This is a genomic window from Streptomyces sp. NBC_00193 (assembly GCF_026342735.1).
In the GTDB taxonomy this organism is placed as follows: Bacteria; Actinomycetota; Actinomycetes; order Streptomycetales; family Streptomycetaceae; genus Streptomyces; species Streptomyces stoeckheimensis.
This window is the reverse complement of sequence record NZ_JAPEMM010000002.1, coordinates 1,444,215-1,461,424: the sequence shown is the minus strand read 5'-3', so window position 1 is coordinate 1,461,424 and position 17,210 is coordinate 1,444,215. Positions and strand designations below refer to the sequence as shown.

General features: G+C 72.3%; 17 protein-coding genes. 11 read left to right on the top strand and 6 right to left on the bottom strand.

What is annotated here, in order from left to right; all coding sequences use genetic code 11:
• The first annotated feature begins 6 nt into the window (after nucleotides 1-6).
• Nucleotides 7-240 (top strand): LapA family protein, encoded by a 234-nt coding sequence (locus tag OG898_RS34765; protein ID WP_266962551.1) that lies wholly within the window; start codon nucleotides 7-9, stop codon nucleotides 238-240.
• A 30-nt stretch (nucleotides 241-270) separates the two neighbouring features.
• On the opposite strand, the gene OG898_RS34760 is transcribed toward OG898_RS34765, so the two are convergent.
• Nucleotides 271-1,050: a hypothetical protein gene (locus OG898_RS34760; RefSeq protein WP_266962549.1), complete on the bottom strand. Its 780-nt coding sequence runs from the start codon at nucleotides 1,048-1,050 to the stop codon at nucleotides 271-273.
• A 34-nt stretch (nucleotides 1,051-1,084) separates the two neighbouring features.
• On the opposite strand from OG898_RS34760, the gene OG898_RS34755 reads away from it, so the two are divergent.
• Together OG898_RS34755 and OG898_RS34750 are read left to right on the top strand one after the other, a co-directional pair.
• Nucleotides 1,085-1,684: a GNAT family N-acetyltransferase gene (locus OG898_RS34755; protein WP_250753879.1), complete on the top strand. Its 600-nt coding sequence runs from the start codon at nucleotides 1,085-1,087 to the stop codon at nucleotides 1,682-1,684.
• A gap of 4 nt (nucleotides 1,685-1,688) precedes the next feature.
• On the top strand, nucleotides 1,689-2,588 hold the full coding sequence (locus tag OG898_RS34750; protein WP_250753875.1) for an arginase family protein: 900 nt from the start codon (nucleotides 1,689-1,691) through the stop codon (nucleotides 2,586-2,588).
• Between the two features lie 150 nt (nucleotides 2,589-2,738).
• Here the strand turns inward: OG898_RS34750 and OG898_RS34745 are convergent, their stop codons facing one another.
• Nucleotides 2,739-3,200, bottom strand: a complete 462-nt coding sequence (locus OG898_RS34745) for a DinB family protein (protein WP_250753923.1) — start codon at nucleotides 3,198-3,200, stop codon at nucleotides 2,739-2,741.
• Nucleotides 3,201-3,403: 203 nt separating this feature from the next.
• Here OG898_RS34745 and OG898_RS34740 point away from each other — a divergent pair, with 203 nt between their 5' ends.
• The 7 genes from OG898_RS34740 to OG898_RS34710 all read left to right on the top strand — a co-directional run bounded on the left by OG898_RS34740 (nucleotide 3,404) and on the right by OG898_RS34710 (nucleotide 12,440).
• Entirely contained in the window at nucleotides 3,404-5,374 is a 1,971-nt protein-coding gene (locus OG898_RS34740) for a DUF5107 domain-containing protein (RefSeq protein WP_266962545.1), read from the top strand.
• Between the two features lie 122 nt (nucleotides 5,375-5,496).
• Nucleotides 5,497-6,741: a sensor histidine kinase gene (locus tag OG898_RS34735; RefSeq protein ID WP_266962543.1), complete on the top strand. Its 1,245-nt coding sequence runs from the start codon at nucleotides 5,497-5,499 to the stop codon at nucleotides 6,739-6,741.
• The gene (locus tag OG898_RS34730; protein WP_266962541.1) at nucleotides 6,738-7,412 is read left to right on the top strand and encodes a response regulator transcription factor; all 675 of its coding nucleotides are present in this window, start codon (nucleotides 6,738-6,740) and stop codon (nucleotides 7,410-7,412) included. The genes OG898_RS34735 and OG898_RS34730 overlap by 4 nt, the downstream gene beginning before the upstream one ends.
• A gap of 156 nt (nucleotides 7,413-7,568) precedes the next feature.
• Nucleotides 7,569-7,859, top strand: a complete 291-nt coding sequence (locus OG898_RS34725; protein WP_250753862.1) for an SHOCT domain-containing protein — start codon at nucleotides 7,569-7,571, stop codon at nucleotides 7,857-7,859.
• Nucleotides 7,856-8,647: an ABC transporter ATP-binding protein gene (locus OG898_RS34720; protein ID WP_266962537.1), complete on the top strand. Its 792-nt coding sequence runs from the start codon at nucleotides 7,856-7,858 to the stop codon at nucleotides 8,645-8,647. Before OG898_RS34725 ends, OG898_RS34720 begins: the two co-directional genes overlap by 4 nt.
• On the top strand, nucleotides 8,644-11,220 hold the full coding sequence (locus OG898_RS34715; protein WP_266962535.1) for an ABC transporter permease: 2,577 nt from the start codon (nucleotides 8,644-8,646) through the stop codon (nucleotides 11,218-11,220). Before OG898_RS34720 ends, OG898_RS34715 begins: the two co-directional genes overlap by 4 nt.
• Before the next feature lie 134 nt (nucleotides 11,221-11,354).
• Nucleotides 11,355-12,440 (top strand): IS630 family transposase, encoded by a 1,086-nt coding sequence (locus OG898_RS34710; RefSeq protein ID WP_266962533.1) that lies wholly within the window; start codon nucleotides 11,355-11,357, stop codon nucleotides 12,438-12,440.
• Here OG898_RS34710 and OG898_RS34705 read toward each other — a convergent pair.
• Nucleotides 12,437-13,420: an IS481 family transposase gene (locus OG898_RS34705; RefSeq protein WP_266959169.1), complete on the bottom strand. Its 984-nt coding sequence runs from the start codon at nucleotides 13,418-13,420 to the stop codon at nucleotides 12,437-12,439. The two genes, OG898_RS34710 and OG898_RS34705, sit on opposite strands and share 4 nt — an antisense overlap.
• Nucleotides 13,421-13,711: 291 nt before the next feature.
• Here OG898_RS34705 and OG898_RS34700 point away from each other — a divergent pair, with 291 nt between their 5' ends.
• Nucleotides 13,712-14,665, top strand: a complete 954-nt coding sequence (locus OG898_RS34700) for an IS481 family transposase (protein WP_266959640.1) — start codon at nucleotides 13,712-13,714, stop codon at nucleotides 14,663-14,665.
• Here the strand turns inward: OG898_RS34700 and OG898_RS34695 are convergent.
• The 3 genes from OG898_RS34695 to OG898_RS34685 form a co-directional block, all read right to left on the bottom strand.
• Nucleotides 14,662-15,714, bottom strand: coding sequence for an aldo/keto reductase (locus tag OG898_RS34695; RefSeq protein WP_266962531.1), 1,053 nt, complete (start codon nucleotides 15,712-15,714; stop codon nucleotides 14,662-14,664). The two genes, OG898_RS34700 and OG898_RS34695, sit on opposite strands and share 4 nt — an antisense overlap.
• 121 nt (nucleotides 15,715-15,835) lie before the next feature.
• Nucleotides 15,836-16,345, bottom strand: a complete 510-nt coding sequence (locus OG898_RS34690; protein WP_266962737.1) for a dihydrofolate reductase — start codon at nucleotides 16,343-16,345, stop codon at nucleotides 15,836-15,838.
• Nucleotides 16,346-16,389: 44 nt separating this feature from the next.
• Complete coding sequence (locus tag OG898_RS34685; protein WP_266962529.1) at nucleotides 16,390-17,187, bottom strand: thymidylate synthase; 798 nt, start codon at nucleotides 17,185-17,187, stop codon at nucleotides 16,390-16,392.
• Between the last annotated feature and the right edge of the window lie 23 nt (nucleotides 17,188-17,210).

Genomic DNA, 17,210 nt, shown 5'->3' with positions numbered 1-17,210 from the left:
GGGACCATGAGCTCCCACACGTCCAAGGGCCGCGGCAAGGGCCGCGCGCAGATCACCCCGGGGCGCGCGGGCATCGCGGTGCTCGCGGTGCTCACCCTCGTGTTCATCTTCGAGAACACCCGCCCCACCAAGATCCGGCTGCTGATCCCGCAGGTGACGATGCCGCTGTACGTCGCCCTGCTGATCGCTGCCGTGCTGGGCGGACTGTGCGGGGCCTACTTCGCCCGGCGGCGCAGGTAGCGGGCCCCGCAGGCTCGTACGCTCCGCCGGTCAGCCCGAGTGGACCCAGACCCGCAGCGGGCCGATGGCCGTGAAGCCGTGGCGCAGCGCCGTGTCGAGGTCGTCCCCCGACTCGTAGCCCACGAGCTCCAGGCCGGGCCAGAGCGAGGCCGTCAGGGCCAGCGCGCCCGCCCAGGCCTCGTCGTCCGGGGTGCCGTCGGTGGTGAACACGTTGGAGATGCCGACCACCTCGCCGGTGCGGTTGGCGGCGGCTCCGGCGAGGATGCGGCCCTCGGCGTCCCGCCCCGCGAGGAAGGCGATCTCCCCGGCCTCCTCCGCAACCCCTGCGCCCTCCGTGCCCTCCATGCCCTCTGTGCCCTGTGCATCCCGGGCATCCCCCGTGAGCAGTCCCGGGTGGAACAGGCCGGTGCTCTCCTCGCCGGCCCAGGCCGTCTCCCACGCCTCCAGCTCCGCGGGGCCGGAGATCGGGCTCCACGCCAGGGCGGGGGCCGGGGCGGCGGGAGCGGACGCCGGGCGGTGGATCCACTCGGCGCCGAAGAGGACCTCGAAGCCCTCCGGAGCCAGGTCGAGCACGGCGAAGCTGTCCTTGACCGAGGCGTGCGGCGCGACGGTGTCGATCCCGGCGAGCAGGGCGGCCGTGTCGGTGTCCCGGGTGAGGGTCACGGCGTCCGGGTAGTAGAGCGGGGTCGGGCGGGGGCTGCTCCAGGCCTGTGCGGTGAATCCGCCGTCGCGGCAGACCGCGGCGCACCACGCGGCGTTGTTGTACGCGGCCGCGAGGAGGAGCTGTTCGGTGTTCGGGGTGATGATCACATCGGGATCCTGCCACAGGCCCTAGCCTGGGGCGATGTCGTATTCTCCGTACCTCGCCGAGGGCGGCCGGACCGGGCTGCGGCCCTACCGGCCCACTGACGGCGCCGAGTTCACCGCCCGGGTGCGCGAGAGCCGGGAGCTCCACCACCCGTGGCTGTCGCCGCCCGAGAGCGTGGAGGCCTACGAGGCGTACGCCGCCCCGCTGATCGCCGGTGCGGCCGGGGGCGCGGCCGGGGGCGCGGCGACGGGCAGGACCGGATTCCTCGTGTGCGAGCGGGAGTCGGGCGCGATCGCCGGCTTCGTCAACGTCAACAACATCGTCCTCGGCGCCTTCCGCTGCGGCGCGCTCGGCTACGGGGCCTTCGCCCACGCGGCGGGCCGGGGGCTCATGCGGGAGGGGCTCGGCCTGGCCGTCGGCCACGCCTTCGCCGCGGACGGTCTCGCACTGCACCGGCTGGAGGCCAACATCCAGCCGGGAAACGCCGCCTCGATCGCCCTCGTCCGAGGGCTCGGCTTCCGGCTGGAGGGGCTGTCGCCGGACTTCCTCCACGTCAAGGGCGCCTGGCGGGACCACGAACGATGGGCGATCACGGCCGAAATGCCATGTCCCGGGGTCCCGCATCGCACAGGATGAGTGCATGCGAACCCTCGTGCTCCTCGACGCACCGTCCAACCTCGGGCTCCGCCCCCCGGCCCCGGGCTCCGTTCCCGGCGTGTACAAACTGGCCGGGGCCCTGCGGGAACAGGGCCTGCTGGCCCGTCTCGGCGCGCGTGAGGGCGGGGTGGTAGTCCCGCCGCGCTACGACCGGGGCGACTGGAAGGAGGGGGACGGGGTGTTCCACGCCGGGCCCCTCGCCGCGTACACCGTCGCCCTCGCCGACCGGATCGAGGACCACCTGCGCTCCGGGGAGTTCCCCGTCGTGCTCGGCGGCGACTGCTCCATCCAGCTCGGCGCCTCCCTGGCCATGCGGCGCCTCGGGCGGTACGGCATCGCCGCGATCGACGGCTCCGCCGACTTCCGCCACCCCGGCAACGAGGCCGTGAACGGGCCCGTCGGCGCGGCCGGCGGTGAGGAACTGGCGCTCGCCACCGGCCGCGGCCAGGCGGACCTCGCCGACCTGGAGGGCCTCGGGCCCTACGTCCGCGACGAGGACATCCGGCTCTTCGGGCTGCGCGACGGGGACCCGGACCTCCCCGAGCTGCGCGCCGCCGGGATCTTCGCCGCCACGGTCGGGGCGATCCGCGACCGCGGCGCCGGGCCGGTGGCCCGTACCGCGCTGACGGGGCTGCAGCCCCCGGCCACCGCCGGGTTCTGGGTCCACCTGGACGCCGACGTACTGGACCCGTCCGTGATGCCGGCCGTGGACAGCCCGGACCCCGGCGGCCTGATCCCCGACGAACTTGCCGAACTGCTCGGGGTGTTGATCAGCTCCCCGCGCTGCGTCGGGCTCAACGTCACCATCTACGACCCGGACCTGGACCCGGAGGGGCGGGCCGGAGCCCTGCTCGCGGACCTGGTGGCGGGGGCATTCGCGTAGGCCGGCCGGGTCCGGCCTGCCGGCGGCCGGGCCCGCACGCCCGGCTTGCCGTAGGCCAGGCCTGTCCGAGGCCCGGCCTGCCGGCGGCCTGGCCTGTCGGCGGCCTGGCCTGTCGTAGGCCCGGCCTGCCGTCTGGTCGGCCCGGCGCCGTCAGACCCCGATCGCGCCGTCGATCCGCTCGCGCAGCAGGTCCGCGTGGCCGTTGTGCCGCGCGTACTCCTCGATCATGTGGACCAGGACCCAGCGCAGCGGGACCTCGCCCAGCCACCCGTCCTTCCCGGACACCTCCAGGTCGGGCGCCGACTCCGTGAACCGCTCGGCGAAGGCCACCTCCGCCCGCCACGCCTCCCACGCACGCTCGACCACCGCGGGATCGGACACCGCCCCGTCGAAGTCACCGTCGGGATCGTCCGGCGAGGAGAACAGGGCCGGGGCGTCCTGCGCGGCCAGCACCCGCCGGAACCAACGGCGCTCCACGTCCGCGAGGTGACGTACCAGCCCGAGCAGCGACAGCGTGGACGGCTCCACCGACCGCTCGGCCAACTCCGCGCCCAGGCCAGAGCACTTGAGCTCCAGCGTCGCGCGCTGCGCCGCCAACATCCCTGTGAGCATGTCCCGTTCGCCGGCGTTCACATGCGCGGTGATCCGGCTCTCCGTCGCGTCCCCGCCGAACAACTGTCCCCGTCTGCTCCGTGCGCTCATGGACCTCATTGTCGATCGCTGGCCCACGCGACGAAAGGCTTTGCGTAATCCTGACCGGTGGTGATCCGCCGAATCCCTGTGCAGGGGCCGCCGTGGCGTGTTCCATTTCCCTCATGGCCACCACCGTCCGCCGCTCCGTACTGACCCTCCCCGCAGCCCCGTTGGGCCCCGAGAACCCACTGCCCGCCCTCCGCGAGTCCGGCGGCGTGCACACGCTGGACGAGCGCTCGCGTGAGGGCCTGCCGCGCGACATGGCACGTCAGGTCGGGTACGAGCCACTGCGCTCGCTGCTCCCCGTACGGATCCGGGACGGCTACCAACGGCAGCGCACCGCACAGGACTTCGAGACGATCGTCATCGAGAACGCGCACCTGCGCGTCACCGTCCTGCCCGGCCTCGGCGGCCGGATCCATTCGCTCGTCCACCTCCCCACCGGACGCGAACTTCTCTACCGCAACCCGGTGTTCCAGCCAGCGAACTTCGCCCTGAACGGCGCCTGGTTCTCCGGCGGCATCGAGTGGAACCTCGGCGCCACCGGCCACACCACCCTCTCCTGCGCCCCGCTGCACGCCGCACTCGTCCCGGCGCCCGACGGGGGAGTGATGGTGCGGCTCTGGGAATGGGAGCGGCTGCGCGACCTGCCCTTCCAAGTGGACCTGTGGCTGCCAGAGGACTCGGAGTTCCTCTACGTCGGCGTCCGCGTGCGCAACCCGCACGAGCGGCCCGCCCCCGTCTACTGGTGGTCCAACATCGCCGTCCCCGAGGACGCCGGCACCCGTGTCCTGGCCCCGGCCGACGAGGCCTGGCACTTCGGGTACGAACGCTCCCTGCGCCGCATCCCCGTCCCCGGATGGGAGGGCGCGGACCGTACGTACCCGCTGCGCAGCACGTACCCCGCCGACTTCTTCTACGAGGTCGAGGCCGGGACCCGGCCCTGGATCGCCTCCCTCGACTCCGACGGGCGGGGACTAGTCCAGACCTCGACGGCCCGGCTGCGCGGCCGCAAGCTCTTCGTCTGGGGCGCGGGCGAGGGCGGCCGGCGCTGGCAGGAGTGGCTGACCGAGCCCGGCACGGGCGGGTACGCGGAGATCCAGGCCGGGCTCGCCCGGACCCAGCTGGAGCACGTACGTCTGGAGGCGGGCGCGGAGTTCAGCTGGCTGGAGGCCTACGGGGCCCTGTCCGCGGACCCCGCCGCCGTGCACGGGGACGACTGGGCGGCGGCCCGCGCCGCGGCGGGCACGGCGCTGGAGTCCGCACTGCCCGGTCCGGCCGTGGACGCGGCGTACGAGGCGTGGCGCGGGTGCGCCGACACCGAACCGGGGGAGCGGCTGGCGGCAGGCTCCGGCTGGGGCGCTCTCGAGGTGCTGTGCGGGGGCCACAAACTGCCCGGCACCCCCTTCGCCGAGGACACCCTCGGCGAGGACCAGGCCCCCTGGCTGGAGCTGTGGCGCAGCGGGGTCTTCCCCGCCCCGCGCCGGGTGACCCCGCCCGGCCCGAGCCTGGTCGCCCCGCACTGGCGGGACATGCTGGAGACGGCCCAGGCGGACCCGCTGACCGAGTACCACCTCGGGGTCGCCCAGTGGCACGCCGGGGACATCGCCCAGGCGGTACGCAGTTGGGAGCGCGGGCTGGCGCTGGCCCCCTCGCGGTGGCCGCTGCTGCGCTGCCTGGCGGTCGCCGACGACCTGGCCGGCGACCCGGCCCGGGCGGCCCGCTGGTACGCCGAGGCCTTCGAGGACCTGGCCCAGGAGAGCCGGGGCGGCGCGAGCTGGCTGGCCGCCGAATCGGCGCTGGGCAGGGAAGCGCTGGCCTCCCTGCTGGCGGCGGGGCTGCTGGCGGAGGCCCGCGCGGTGTGGGACCGGCTGCGCCCCGCCCTGCGGGAGGAGGGCCGCTTCCGGCTGTCGGCGGCCCGGCTGCTCGCGGCGGAAGGCCATGTGGGCGCGGCCCGCCGGGTCTTCGAGGAGGGCTTCGAACTGCCCGACCTCCGCGAGGGCGAGGAGATCCTCTCGGAGGTCTGGTCCACCCTCACGGACCGCCCGCTGCCGGCCGCGTACAACTTCCGGATGCGCCCGCCGGGGGACTAGGCACAGCGGCCGCAGAAGCCACCGGTTGCTGCGGCGTACACCGTGTACTACCTGGGGAGTACGCCGGAAACGCTACGCCGGAGTGACGCCTGCCAGGCCGGGCACGGCCTAGCGTGGGTGGTATGGAAGAGCAGCGCGAGCGCCCGGGGGTTCCTCCGTGGCAGCGATGGGTGGAGCGGGCCGGGCGGGGCCCGGCCTGGCGCTCCTCGCTGCTCGTGGCCGTCTTCGCGCAGGTCGGCTCGGGATGGGCCGCGCACCAGCAGAGCGGGCGGGTGGCGCTGGACGGGTTCGCGCGGCTCCTGCTGCTGCTCGGGCCGCTGCTGCTCGTGTGGCGGCACCGGTACCCGGTGGCCGTGGCGTACGGGGTCAGCGCCGTCACCCTGGTGTACGTCGGCGCCGGGTTCCCGTACGGACCGGTGTTCATCAGCCTGGCCCTGGCCTGCTTCGCCGCCGTCGTCGCCGGACACCGCAGAGCCGCCTGGGGGGCCGTCGGGCTGCTCTGGGCCGGCCACCTGGCCATCGGCCACTGGCTCTACCGCCTGCTCCCACCCGCCGGGGACGGTCCGGCGCCCTGGGCGCAGGAACTGGGCATCACCGCGTGGGTGCTCGCCATCCTCGCCGTCTCCGAGCTCGTCCGCATACGCCGGGAGCAGTGGGCCCTCGCCCGTGCCGAGCGGTCGGCGGCGGAGAAGCGCCGGGTGAACGAGGAGCGGCTGCGCATCGCCCGCGAACTGCACGACGTCCTCGCCCACAGCATCTCGGTGATCAACGTCCAGGCGGGCGTGGGGCTGGCCCTGCTCGACTCCGATCCCGAGCAGGCCCGTTCGGCGCTGACCACCATCAAGGCGGCCAGCAAGGAGGCACTGGGCGAGGTCCGCCAGGTCCTCGACACCCTGCGCACTCCCGGCGACGCACAGCGCGCGCCCGCCCCCGGTCTCGACCGGCTCCCCGAGCTCGCCGAGCAGGCCGCCGCGGCCGGGCTGAGCGTCGACATCACGACGGGCGGGGACGCGCGGGCGCTGGCTCCCGGGACGGACCTCGCCGCTTTCCGCATCCTGCAGGAGGCGCTGACCAACGTGGTGCGGCATTCCGGTTCGCGCACCGCCCGCGTCTGCCTCTCCTGGCAGCCCCGCGTCCTGGAACTGCGGGTGGACGACGACGGGCCGGCCACGGGCGGTCCGGCGGGCGGCAGCGGCAACGGCCTCGTGGGCATGCGCGAGCGGGCCGCGGCCCTCGGCGGCACCATCGAGGCCGGCCCGCGCCCCGACGGAGGCTTCCGCGTGATCGCCCGGCTCCCGCTGAAGGCCGATCCGGAGCCCGATCCGGAGCCCGCACCGAAGGCCGTTCCGTCCCAGGAGGATCCGTGATCCGTGTGCTGCTCGCCGACGACCAGCTCCTCGTCCGGGCGGGGTTCCGGGCCCTGCTCGACGCGCAGCCGGACATCGAGGCGGTGGGCGAGGCCGCCGACGGCGACGAGGCCGTCCGCCTGGTGCGCGAGCTGCGCCCGGACGTCGTCCTCATGGACATCCGGATGCCGGTGTGCGACGGGCTCGCCGCCACCCGCCGGATCACCGAGGACGCGGCGCTGGCCGACGTCAGGGTGGTCATGCTCACCACCTTCGAGCTCGACGAGTACGTCTTCGAGGCGCTCCGGGCCGGAGCCTCGGGCTTCCTGGTCAAGGACACCGAACCGGAGGAACTGCTCCGGGCGGTCCGGGCGGTGGTGGACGGCGACGCGCTGCTCTCCCCGGGCGTCACGCGCCGCCTGATCGAGGAGTTCGCGGCCCGCTCCAAGCAGCCTGCCGCCGACGACGCGGGTCTGGGCCTGGACCGGCTCACCGAGCGCGAGCGCGAGGTGATGGCGCTGGTGGGCCTCGGCCTGTCCAACGAGGAGATCGCCCGCCGCCTGGTCGTCAGCCCGCTCACCGCGAAGACCCACGTCAGCCGGACGATGGTGAAGCTCGGCGCCCGCGACCGTGCCCAACTGGTCGTCCTGGCCTACGAGTCCGGGCTGGTCCGGCCCGGCTGGCTCGGCTGACCCCCGCCCTCTGCTCTCTCCCCCTCCTCCCGCCCGGCCTCGTACTCCCCAGGTGGTACGCGCGGTGCAGCCGGCCGTACGACGACCCGGACCCCCTCCCGGAGCCAGTCTCGGAGTGTGACGCACACGTCCACACTTCCGAGGAGCTGAACCGAGATGAACACCCTCACCACCCTCGCGTACGACGGGCCCGGCCCGTGGATCCTGTTCTTCCCGCTGATCTGGGCGGCCGTCGTGGTCGGCGCCGTCACCGTGCTGCGCCGCACCGTGTGGCGCGGCCGCCGGGCACCGTGGCAGGTCCGCGGCGCCGCGTACGGCGAGCACTCCCCGATCGCCGTCCTCGGGCGGCGCTTCGCCTCCGGCGAGATCGACGAGGACGAGTACTGGCGGCGGCTGTCCGTCCTGGACGAGCAGTTCGGCCGCATCTCCCAGGGCGGTGCGGCATGAGGACCACCACCCTGCCCGGCGACGACGACGGCGTCGCCGCACGGGTCGTCGATGCCGTGAAGGTCTACGGCCGGGGCGACACCGAGGTACGGGCCCTGGACGGGGTGAGCGTCGACTTCCCGGCCGGCCGCTTCACCGCGATCATGGGACCGTCCGGTTCCGGCAAGTCCACCCTGATGCACTGCGCCGCCGGCCTCGACACCCTCACCTCCGGATCCGCCTCCATCGGCGGTACGCATCTCGGCGCACTCGACGACCGCAGGCTCACCCTGCTGCGCCGCGAACGCGTCGGCTTCGTCTTCCAGGCCTTCAACCTGATTCCGACCCTCACCGTCGCCGAGAACATCACCCTCCCGCAGGACCTCGCGGGCACCCGCGCGGACGCTGCCTGGCTCGACGGCCTCATCGACGTCGTCGGACTGCGCGACCGGCTGCACCACCGGCCCGCCGAGCTCTCCGGCGGCCAGCAGCAGCGCGTCGCAGTGGCCCGTGCCCTCGCCGGCAGCCCCGACGTCGTCTTCGCCGACGAGCCCACCGGCAACCTCGACTCCCGCTCGGGGGAGGAGGTGCTCGGGCTGCTGGGCCGGGCGGTTCGCGACATGAACCGTACGGTCGTCATGGTCACCCACGACCCGGTGGCCGCCGCCCACGCCGACGAGGTCGTCTTCCTCGCCGACGGGCGCTTGGTCGACCGGATGGCGGGTCCCACCGCGGACCGCGTCCTGGACCGGCTCAAGTCCTTCGACACCCGCCCGACGACGGTGGCCGCCCCGGGGGAGGCGTCATGAGTACGCACGGTGCCCGCGCCGTGCTGCGGATCGCCGCGGCCTCGCTGCGCGCGCACAAGCGGCGGTTCGCCGGGACCTTCACGGCCGTGCTGCTCGGCGTCGCCTTCCTCGCCGCGACGCTCGTCATGGGCGACACCCTCCGCGCGAGCTTCGACAGCATGTTCGCCGGCGCGACGAGCGGTACCGACGCGGTGGTCCGCAGTTCCCGTGTGGTGACCGTCGCGGGCGAGGCCCAGGGCACCCGGCAGCCCGTACCGACCGCACTCGTGGAGGAGATCCGGCGCACCCCGGGGGTGGCCGCCGCCGCCCCCGCCGTCCAGGGCGCGGGGCAGCTCGTCGGCTCCGACGGCGAACCGATCGGCGGCCAGGGTCCGCCCACGCTCGCCGGGAACTGGATCGCGGACCCGGAACTCAACCCGTACCGGCTCGCGGAGGGCCGGGCGCCGGAGCGGACCGGTGAGGTCGTCGTCAACCGGGCCACCGCGGCCAAGGGCGGACTGAGGCTCGGCGACACGACGGTGCTGCGGACCCCCGACCCGGTTCCCGTGACGGTCGTCGGCCTGGCCACCTTCGGCGGCGCGGACGGCATGGCGCAGGTCACGTACACGGGGATGACCCAGGCGGACGCGGAGAAGTACCTGATGCCGGCGCCCGGTCAGGCGGCGTCCATCCAGGTGCGGGCCGGTCCGGGAACCAGCCAGAGCGAGCTGGTGGAGGCGCTCGCCGCGGTGCTGCCGCAGGGCGTCGAGGCGATCACCGGACAGGAGTCCGCCCAGGAGAACACCGACATGATCTCCGGCCGGTTCCTGGACCTCTTCACCGCCATGCTGCTCGTCTTCTCGGGGATCGCCCTGCTCGTCGCCACCTTCAGCATCCACAACACCTTCGCGATCGTCGTCGCCCAGCGCACCCGCGAGAACGCCCTGCTCCGGGCGCTCGGCGCCTCCCGCCGCCAGGTCGTCGGCGGCACGCTGGCCGAGGCCGCCGTCGTCGCGTTCGCCGCGTCGGCCGCCGGGCTGCTCGTCGGAGTGGGCTTCGCCGCAGGGCTCCAGGCCCTCTTTCCGGCCATCGGATTCCCCTTCCCCGAAGGGGACCTGGTGATCGGCGTCCCGTCGATGGCACTTCCCCTCGTCGCAGGGGTGCTGGTCTGCCTCGGCTCGGCCGTGCTGCCCGCCGTACGGGCCGGACGTACGGCGCCGCTGGCCGCGCTGCTCGACAGCGCCGTGGACCACTCGGAGGCCTCCCGGTCCCGTACGGTCACCGGCCTGGCGCTGGGCGTGGCCGCCATCGGCCTGCTCCTGACCGGGGTGTTCGCCGTACCGTCGCTGTGGCTGTCCGGGGCCGGTGCGGTGCTGGCGACCGCCTCGTTCGTCGTACTGGGTCCGGTGGCGTCCTCCTCCGCCGTCCGGATGCTGGCCCGGCCGCTGGAGCGGCTGCGCGGGGTGACCGGCGCCCTCGCGGCGCGCAACGCACGGCGCAGTCCCCGGCGGACGGCGTCCACGGCGACCGCGCTGATGATCGGCGTCGCCGTCGTCTCCCTGTTCACCGTCTTCGGGGCGTCCCTGAAGGCGACCATGGACCGGACGGTGTCGCGTTCCTTCGCCGGTGACGTGGCGATCAGCGCCCCGTCCTTCGGCGCGGGCGGCAGCGGACTCAGCCCGAAGCTGGCACCGGCCGTCGCGGCGCTGCCCGAGGTGGCCGGCGCGGTGGGCCTGGGCAAGGGGGTCGCGGAGGTCGACGGCTCGGGGCGGGCGCTGACCGTCACCGACCCCGTCGCGCTGGCGGCCGGCCTCGACCTGGGCGCGGTGTCGGGAGGGCTCGACGCGCTGGGAACGGACGGCATCGCGGTGTCCGCGAAGGAGGCCGCGCGGCACGGATGGCTGCCCGGCAGCACGGCCGAACTCGCCTTCGCCGACGGGCAGAAGCAGCCCTTCACGATCCGGGCGGTGTACGAGCGGTCCGAGCTGGCCGGCGACTACGTCATCACGCGGGCGGCCTGGGCGCCGCACCGGGCGCAGGACACGGACTCGCTGGTCAGCGTCACCTTCAAGGACGGGGTGTCGGCCGAGGCCGGCGCGGCGGCGGTCGAGAGGACGGCCGCGCTGTACGGCGGCCCCGAGGTGCAGACGCGCGACGCGTACGCGCAGTCCTCGGCGGGCGGCATCGACATGATGCTCACGCTCGTCTACGCGCTGCTCGCCCTCGCCGTGCTGATCGCCCTGCTGGGCATCGCCAACACGCTGACCCTCGCCGTCCACGAGCGCACCCGCGAACTGGGGCTGCTCCGGGCCGTCGGCCAGACCCGGGGCCAGCTGCGGGCCATGGTCCGCTGGGAGTCGGTCCTGGTCGCCGCGTTCGGCACGGCCGGCGGTCTGGCGCTGGGCGGCGTCCTCGGATGGGTCCTGGTGAAGGCCTCGGACGGGGCGAGCGACAGCGCGTTCGCGTTCGCCGTCCCGCCGCTGCAGCTCACCCTGGTGGCCCTGGTCGGCGTGGCGGCGGGCGTCCTCGCGGGCTGGCGCCCGGCCCGGCGCGCGGCGCGCCTGGACATCCTGCGCGCGGTCGCCACCGACTAGACCGTCTCTCTCGGCTCGGGCGGCGGCCGCTAGTGATCTGGTTTTGAGTTGTGGGCTCGCCCCATGAGTCGTGTTCTGTTTCAGATCCTGGGTTTTGCCTGACAGGGCCGGTTTTGGTCCGGTGTCCTGACGGCATGGGCGATACCAGGCTGCCACCCGTGGTGCTGTCGGAGGACGAGCGGCTGACGTTGGAGAGCTGGGCCAGGCGGCGTTCGACGGCGCAGGGCCTGGCCCAGCGCGCGCAGATCGTGCTGGCGTGCGCGCGAGGGTGGAACAACACCGTGGTGGCCGCACGGCTGAACACAGAGCGCAAAACGGTGGCCAGATGGCGGACGCGGTTCCTGCGGGACCGACTGGACGGCCTGTCCGACGAGCCGCGGCCCGGGGTGCCGCGGACCATCACCGACGCCCAGGTGGAAGAGGTGGTGGTCCGCACCCTCGAGCAGACACCCGCGGGCGGGACGCACTGGTCGAAGCGGGAGCTCGCCAAGGTCGTGGGGATCTCGCCCGCGAGTGTGCTGCGGATCTGGCACGCCTTCGGCTTGCAGCCGTGGCGGACCGAGACCTTCAAGATCTCCCCGGACCCTCTGCTGATCGACAAGATCCGTGATGTCGTCGGCCTCTACCTCGCCCCGCCGGCCAACGCGGCGGTGTTCGCGGTGGACGAGAAACCCCAGATCCAGGCCCTGGAGCGGACCGCGCCGGTGCTGCCGATGGTACCCGGAGTCCCCGAACGGCGGACCTTCGACTACGTCCGCCACGGCACCGTCGACCTGTTCGCCGCCCTGAACACCGCCACCGGCAAGGTGATCACGAAACTGTCCGCGCGGCACCGGGCCGTGGACTTCCGTGATTTCCTCGACGAGATCGACCGCCAGACCGATCCGTGCCTGGCGGTCCACGTCATCTGCGACAACCTTTCCGCCCACAAGGCACCGGTGGTGCACCAGTGGCTGCTGGCGCATCCCCGGTTCCAGCTGCACTTCACGCCGACGTATTCGTCGTGGATCAACCAGGTCGAGCGGTGGTTCGCCGAACTGGAACGACGCTGCCTCGAACGCGGCGTGTTCTGCTCACTCGACGACCTCAAGACCGCACTCGAGGGCTGGATCGAGGTCTGGAACGACGAGGCCAGGCCCTTCAAGTGGACCAAGACCGCCGACCAGATCCTCGACCGAATCTGCCGCTACTGCGACAGGATCTCCAAACCAGATCACTAGGTGTATTGACCCGCAGCGTTGTTCACACGGCTGATGGGCGGGTGTCCGCCCAGTGCGGTGTGGCAGCGGTGGTGGTTGTAGGTGTGCAGGAAGTCTGTCAGGGCTTCGGTCCGCTCATGGTTCGAGGCGTAGGGCCGTTGGTAGGCCCACTCCTCGGCGAGCGTCCGGTTGAAGCGTTCGACCTTGCCGTTGGTCTGCGGCCGGTAGGGCCGGGTTCTTTTGTGGGCGATACCGGCCGCGGTGAGCGTACGGGTGAAGAGCTTGGATTTGTAGCAGGCGCCGTTGTCGGTCAGGACGCGCTCGACGGTGATGCCGTGGGCGGCGAAGAAGGCGTTGGCCCGCTGCCAGAACCCGGTGGCGGTCTCCTTGCGCTCGTTGGCCAGGACTTCGCTGTAGGCGAGGCGGGAGTGATCGTCGACGGCGGAGTGGATGTAGGAGTAGCCGATCACCGGCGTGCTGCTTCTGCGCTGGTCGGTAGTGGCCTGGCGGTTACGGTCGCCTGCGGCTCGGCCCACCACGCGCCATCCGCCGCCGTCGGGGATGTTGCCGAGTTTCTTGATGTCGACGTGGACGAGTTCGCCCGGTCGAGCGCGTTCGTAGCGGCGGATCGGCTCTCCGGTGGGCCGGTCCAGCCAGGCCAGGCGGCCCAAGCCGTGACGGGTCAAAATCCGGTGCACGGTCGAGGCGGGCAGGCCCAGGATCGGGCCGATCCGGGCCGGCCCGAGCTTTCGGCTCCTGCGCAGTTCACAGACTCGGGCTTCGACCGCGGGGCGAGTGCGGTGCGGGGTCGTGCGCGGGCGGCTGGAACGGTCGTGGAGTCCCGCATGGCCTTCAGTCCGCCAGCGGCGGACCCACTTGTGGGCCGTGGGCCTTGATATGCCCATCTCGGCAGCGACATGCGCCACCGGCCGCCCGGCCAGGACACGTTCGACCAGGATCCGCCTGCCGTGAACGGTCAGGCGGGCATTACGGTGTGACACGAAGACCTCCGTGTGTGGTGTGGAGCCTAGACACCTCCACCACACCGGAGGTCTTCACCATGATCAAGACCCGGCCCTGTTAACAACGCTCGTGATCAATACAGCTAGGCCGTTTCCTTCGGATCATCTTCATCTGGTCGGCGAGGTGATCCGAAGGAAACGGCCTAGCTGTTCTGTCCAGGGAGGTTGTGGACGGGTGATGCAGGTCTCGGCTGAGGGTTCTTGAACGGGTGAGGGCCTTCCGGGTTCGGTGTGGATTGCGACGTCTACACCAACCAGCAGAAGGCCCTCATGCCCCACCGTAATGCACCCCTGACCGAGACCGGACGCCTGCGGCTGGCCCGCTGCGTGGTCGAGGACGGCTGGCCGCTGCGCCGGGCCGCCGACCGCTTCCAGGTCTCACCCACAACTGCCCAGCGGTGGGCCGATCGCTACCGTGCGAACGGCGAGGCGGGCATGAGCGACCGGTCCTCCCGCCCGCACCACAGCCCGAAGCGGACGCCCACCCGCACCGAACGGCGGATCATCAAGGTCCGCCTCGCCCGCCGGTGGGGGCCGGCCCGCATAGCGCACCTGCTCGGCCTGGCGCCGTCGACCGTGCACCGCGTTCTGACCCGCTACCAGCTGGCCCGCCTGACCCACCTCGACCGCGCGACGGGCCGCGTCATACGACGCTACGAACGCGAGAAGCCCGGCGAACTGGTCCACGTGGACATCAAGAAGCTCGGCAACATCCCCGACGGCGGCGGCCACAAAGCCCTCGGCCGCCAGGCCGGCCGCAAGAAGCGGCCCCGCCTGGGCTACAGCTACATCCACACCGCCGTCGACGACCACTCCCGCCTCGCCTACAGCGAGATCCTGACCAACGAGAAGAAGGAGACCGCCACCGCCTTCTGGACCCGGGCCCAGGCCTTCTTCGCCCAGGCCGGGATCACCGTCGAGCGGGTCCTGACCGACAACGGCTCCTGCTACAAGTCCCATGCCTGGCGGGACCTGCTGGCAGCGGCCGGGATCACCCACAAGCGAACCCGGCCCTACCGACCCCAGACGAACGGCAAGGTCGAACGCCTCAACCGCACCCTGCTGGAAGAGTGGGCCTACGCCCGCCCCTACCAGTCAGAACAGGAGCGACGCGATGCCTTCCCCAAGTGGCTGCACACCTACAATCACCACCGCGGACACACCGCGCTCGCAGGCAAACCACCCGCCAGCCGCGTCCCCAACCTCACTGGGCAATACACCTAGCGCACGTCGGTGGCCGTACGGCGATAGGTGCTGCGCCGGTCCTCGATCGCGTGCCAGCGGTCGCCGTAGATGGTCTTGACCACGGACGGTTCCCGGACGAAGTCGTGCGGGAAGCCGAGCGGTACGGCGCTCACCTCGTCGAGGCGCGCGATCGCATCGGCGTCGAGGCGGACGTCGAGGCAGCCGAGGTTGTCGACGAGCTGGCTCTCCTTCGTCGCCGCGATGATCGGAACGACGTTTCCGGGGCGGCCCAGCAGCCAGGCCAGCGCCACTTGGGCGGGGGTCCAACCGCCCTGCTCGGCGATCTCCAGGACCACGCTGATGATCTCTTCCTCCTCCGGGGAGGCCTTGACGCCCCAGGAGTCCAGCCGTCCTCCCTCGCCCCGGCGGTACTTGCCGGTGAGCTTGCCGGCGGCGAGCGGTGCCCAGGCCAGCACGGCGAGGTCGAACGCCCTGGCCTGGGGCAGGAGTTCACGTTCCGGGGTCCGCTCCAGCAGGTTGTAGCGCAGCTGCGAACCGGCGAACGCAGACCACCCGCGGAGCTCGGCGAGGGTGTTCGCCTGAGCGATCTCCCAGGCGGGCCAGTCCGAGACGCCCACGTACAGCACCTTGCCGGTGCGTACGAGGTCGTCCAGCGCGCGCATCACTTCCTCGACCGGGGTGAAGTTGTCGCGTGCGTGCACCCAGAGGATGTCGAGGTGGTCGGTGCGCAGCCGCTCCATGCTGGCCTCCACCGAACGCACCAGGTTCTTGCGGTGGTTGCCCGCCGCATTGACGTCGCCGTCACGGGTCCCGCAGGTGTACTTGGTGGCCAGTACGAACTCGTCGCGCCGCCCGTCGAGCAGCTTGCCGAGGATCCGCTCCGAACTGCCGTCGCCGTAGATGTTCGCCGTGTCGATGAAGTTGCCGCCCGCGTCCGCGTACGCGTCGACGATCCGGGCGTTGCTCTCCTGGTCGGCGCCCCAGCTGAGGTCGTCGCCCATGGTCATCGCGCCGAGGCTCAGCTCGCTCACGCGCAGACCGGTCTTTCCGAACAGTGTGTACTGCACGTTCTTCCCCCTTCACGCAGGTCGTGCGGCCGACGCTAGGCGCTGGAGTGCACTTCAACGCAAGCGTTGATCAAGGGGATTGCCGCCGCGACACCGGACGGCAAGATCCGGAAGAGACGGCCTAGCGGGCGTAGGTGCGGATGCGGTAGCGCAGGCCGGTCACCGAGGACTGCCAGCCGCCGTCCTCGGCGACGGTCCACGCCGGGTCCAGCTCCGGGGCGTGGGTGTCGCCGACCACCTGCGTGTCCACCTCGGTCACCGAGAGCATGACGGCGTGGGCCAGCGCGGCACGGTAGACCTCCCCGCCGCCGATCACCCAGCACGCGGCGGCGGGGGCTGCCGCGTCGGGCTGCGCGGCGGCGGCCAGCTCCAGGGCCGCGTCGATGGACCCGGCGCGCTCCGCGCCCTCCGCGGCCCATGCGGGATCACGCGTCACCACGATGTTGCGCCGTCCCGACAGCGGACGGAACCGCGCCGGCAGCGAATCCCAGGTCTTGCGGCCCATCACCACCGGATGCCCGAGGGTGGTGGCCTTGAAGTGGGCCATGTCCTCGGGCAGCCGCCAGGGAATCCCGTTGTCCGCGCCGATGACGCCGTCGGAGCTCTGCGCCCAGATCAGCCCGACGCTCATGCCGGTGTCCGTACCGACGTCCGTGCCGCCCTTGGTGTCGAGGTTCATACCGCGACCGGAGCCTTGATGGCCGGGTGGTGCTGGTAGCCGGCCACCTTCACGTCGCCGTAGGTGTAGTCGAAGAGCGAGTCGGCCTGGTGCAGCTTCAGCTCGGGGAACTCGAACGGGGTCCGCGAGATCTGTTCGGTGACCTGCTCGACGTGGTTGTCGTAGATGTGGCAGTCGCCGCCGGTCCAGATGAAGTCGCCCGGCTCCAGTCCGGCCTGCTGGGCCACCATGTGGGTGAGCAGGGCGTAGCTGGCGATGTTGAACGGCACGCCGAGGAACAGGTCCGCGCTGCGCTGGTACAGCTGGCAGGAGAGCTTGCCGTCGGCCACGTAGAACTGGAAGAAGGCGTGGCACGGCGCGAGCGCCATCTTGGACAGCTCGGAGACGTTCCAGGCGGAGACGATCATCCGGCGGGAGTCCGGGTCGCGGCGCAGCGTGTCCAGGACCTCGGTGATCTGGTCGATGTGCTGCCCGTCCGGGGTGGGCCAGGAGCGCCACTGGGCGCCGTAGACCGGGCCGAGGTCGCCGTTCTCGTCGGCCCACTCGTCCCAGATCGTCACGCCGTGCTCCCGCAGCCAGCCGACGTTGGACTCGCCGCGCAGGAACCACAGCAGCTCGTACACGATCGACTTGAGGTGCACCTTCTTGGTGGTGACCAGGGGGAACCCCTGCGAGAGGTCGTAACGCAGTTGGTGCCCGAAGACACTCCGGGTGCCGGTGCCCGTCCGGTCGGCCTTGGCCGTCCCGGAGGTGAGCACCAGCTTCAACAGGTCTTCGTACTGGGTATCCGCCACGGGCACCGAGTCTACTGGCCTGG

What these genes read in the sequence shown, in the direction of transcription:
- OG898_RS34710 (WP_266962533.1), top strand. Translation starts at nt 11,355, where the DNA reads ATGGGCGATACCAGGCTGCCACCCGTGGTGCTGTCGGAGGACGAGCGG.
- OG898_RS34765 (WP_266962551.1), top strand. Translation starts at nt 7, where the DNA reads ATGAGCTCCCACACGTCCAAGGGCCGCGGCAAGGGCCGCGCGCAGATC.
- OG898_RS34725 (WP_250753862.1), top strand. Translation starts at nt 7,569, where the DNA reads ATGAACACCCTCACCACCCTCGCGTACGACGGGCCCGGCCCGTGGATC.
- OG898_RS34690 (WP_266962737.1), bottom strand. Translation starts at nt 16,345, where the DNA reads ATGAGCGTCGGGCTGATCTGGGCGCAGAGCTCCGACGGCGTCATCGGC.
- OG898_RS34700 (WP_266959640.1), top strand. Translation starts at nt 13,712, where the DNA reads ATGCCCCACCGTAATGCACCCCTGACCGAGACCGGACGCCTGCGGCTG.
- OG898_RS34750 (WP_250753875.1), top strand. Translation starts at nt 1,689, where the DNA reads ATGCGAACCCTCGTGCTCCTCGACGCACCGTCCAACCTCGGGCTCCGC.
- OG898_RS34745 (WP_250753923.1), bottom strand. Translation starts at nt 3,200, where the DNA reads ATGCTCACAGGGATGTTGGCGGCGCAGCGCGCGACGCTGGAGCTCAAG.
- OG898_RS34735 (WP_266962543.1), top strand. Translation starts at nt 5,497, where the DNA reads ATGGAAGAGCAGCGCGAGCGCCCGGGGGTTCCTCCGTGGCAGCGATGG.
- OG898_RS34720 (WP_266962537.1), top strand. Translation starts at nt 7,856, where the DNA reads ATGAGGACCACCACCCTGCCCGGCGACGACGACGGCGTCGCCGCACGG.
- OG898_RS34740 (WP_266962545.1), top strand. Translation starts at nt 3,404, where the DNA reads ATGGCCACCACCGTCCGCCGCTCCGTACTGACCCTCCCCGCAGCCCCG.
- OG898_RS34715 (WP_266962535.1), top strand. Translation starts at nt 8,644, where the DNA reads ATGAGTACGCACGGTGCCCGCGCCGTGCTGCGGATCGCCGCGGCCTCG.
- OG898_RS34755 (WP_250753879.1), top strand. Translation starts at nt 1,085, where the DNA reads ATGTCGTATTCTCCGTACCTCGCCGAGGGCGGCCGGACCGGGCTGCGG.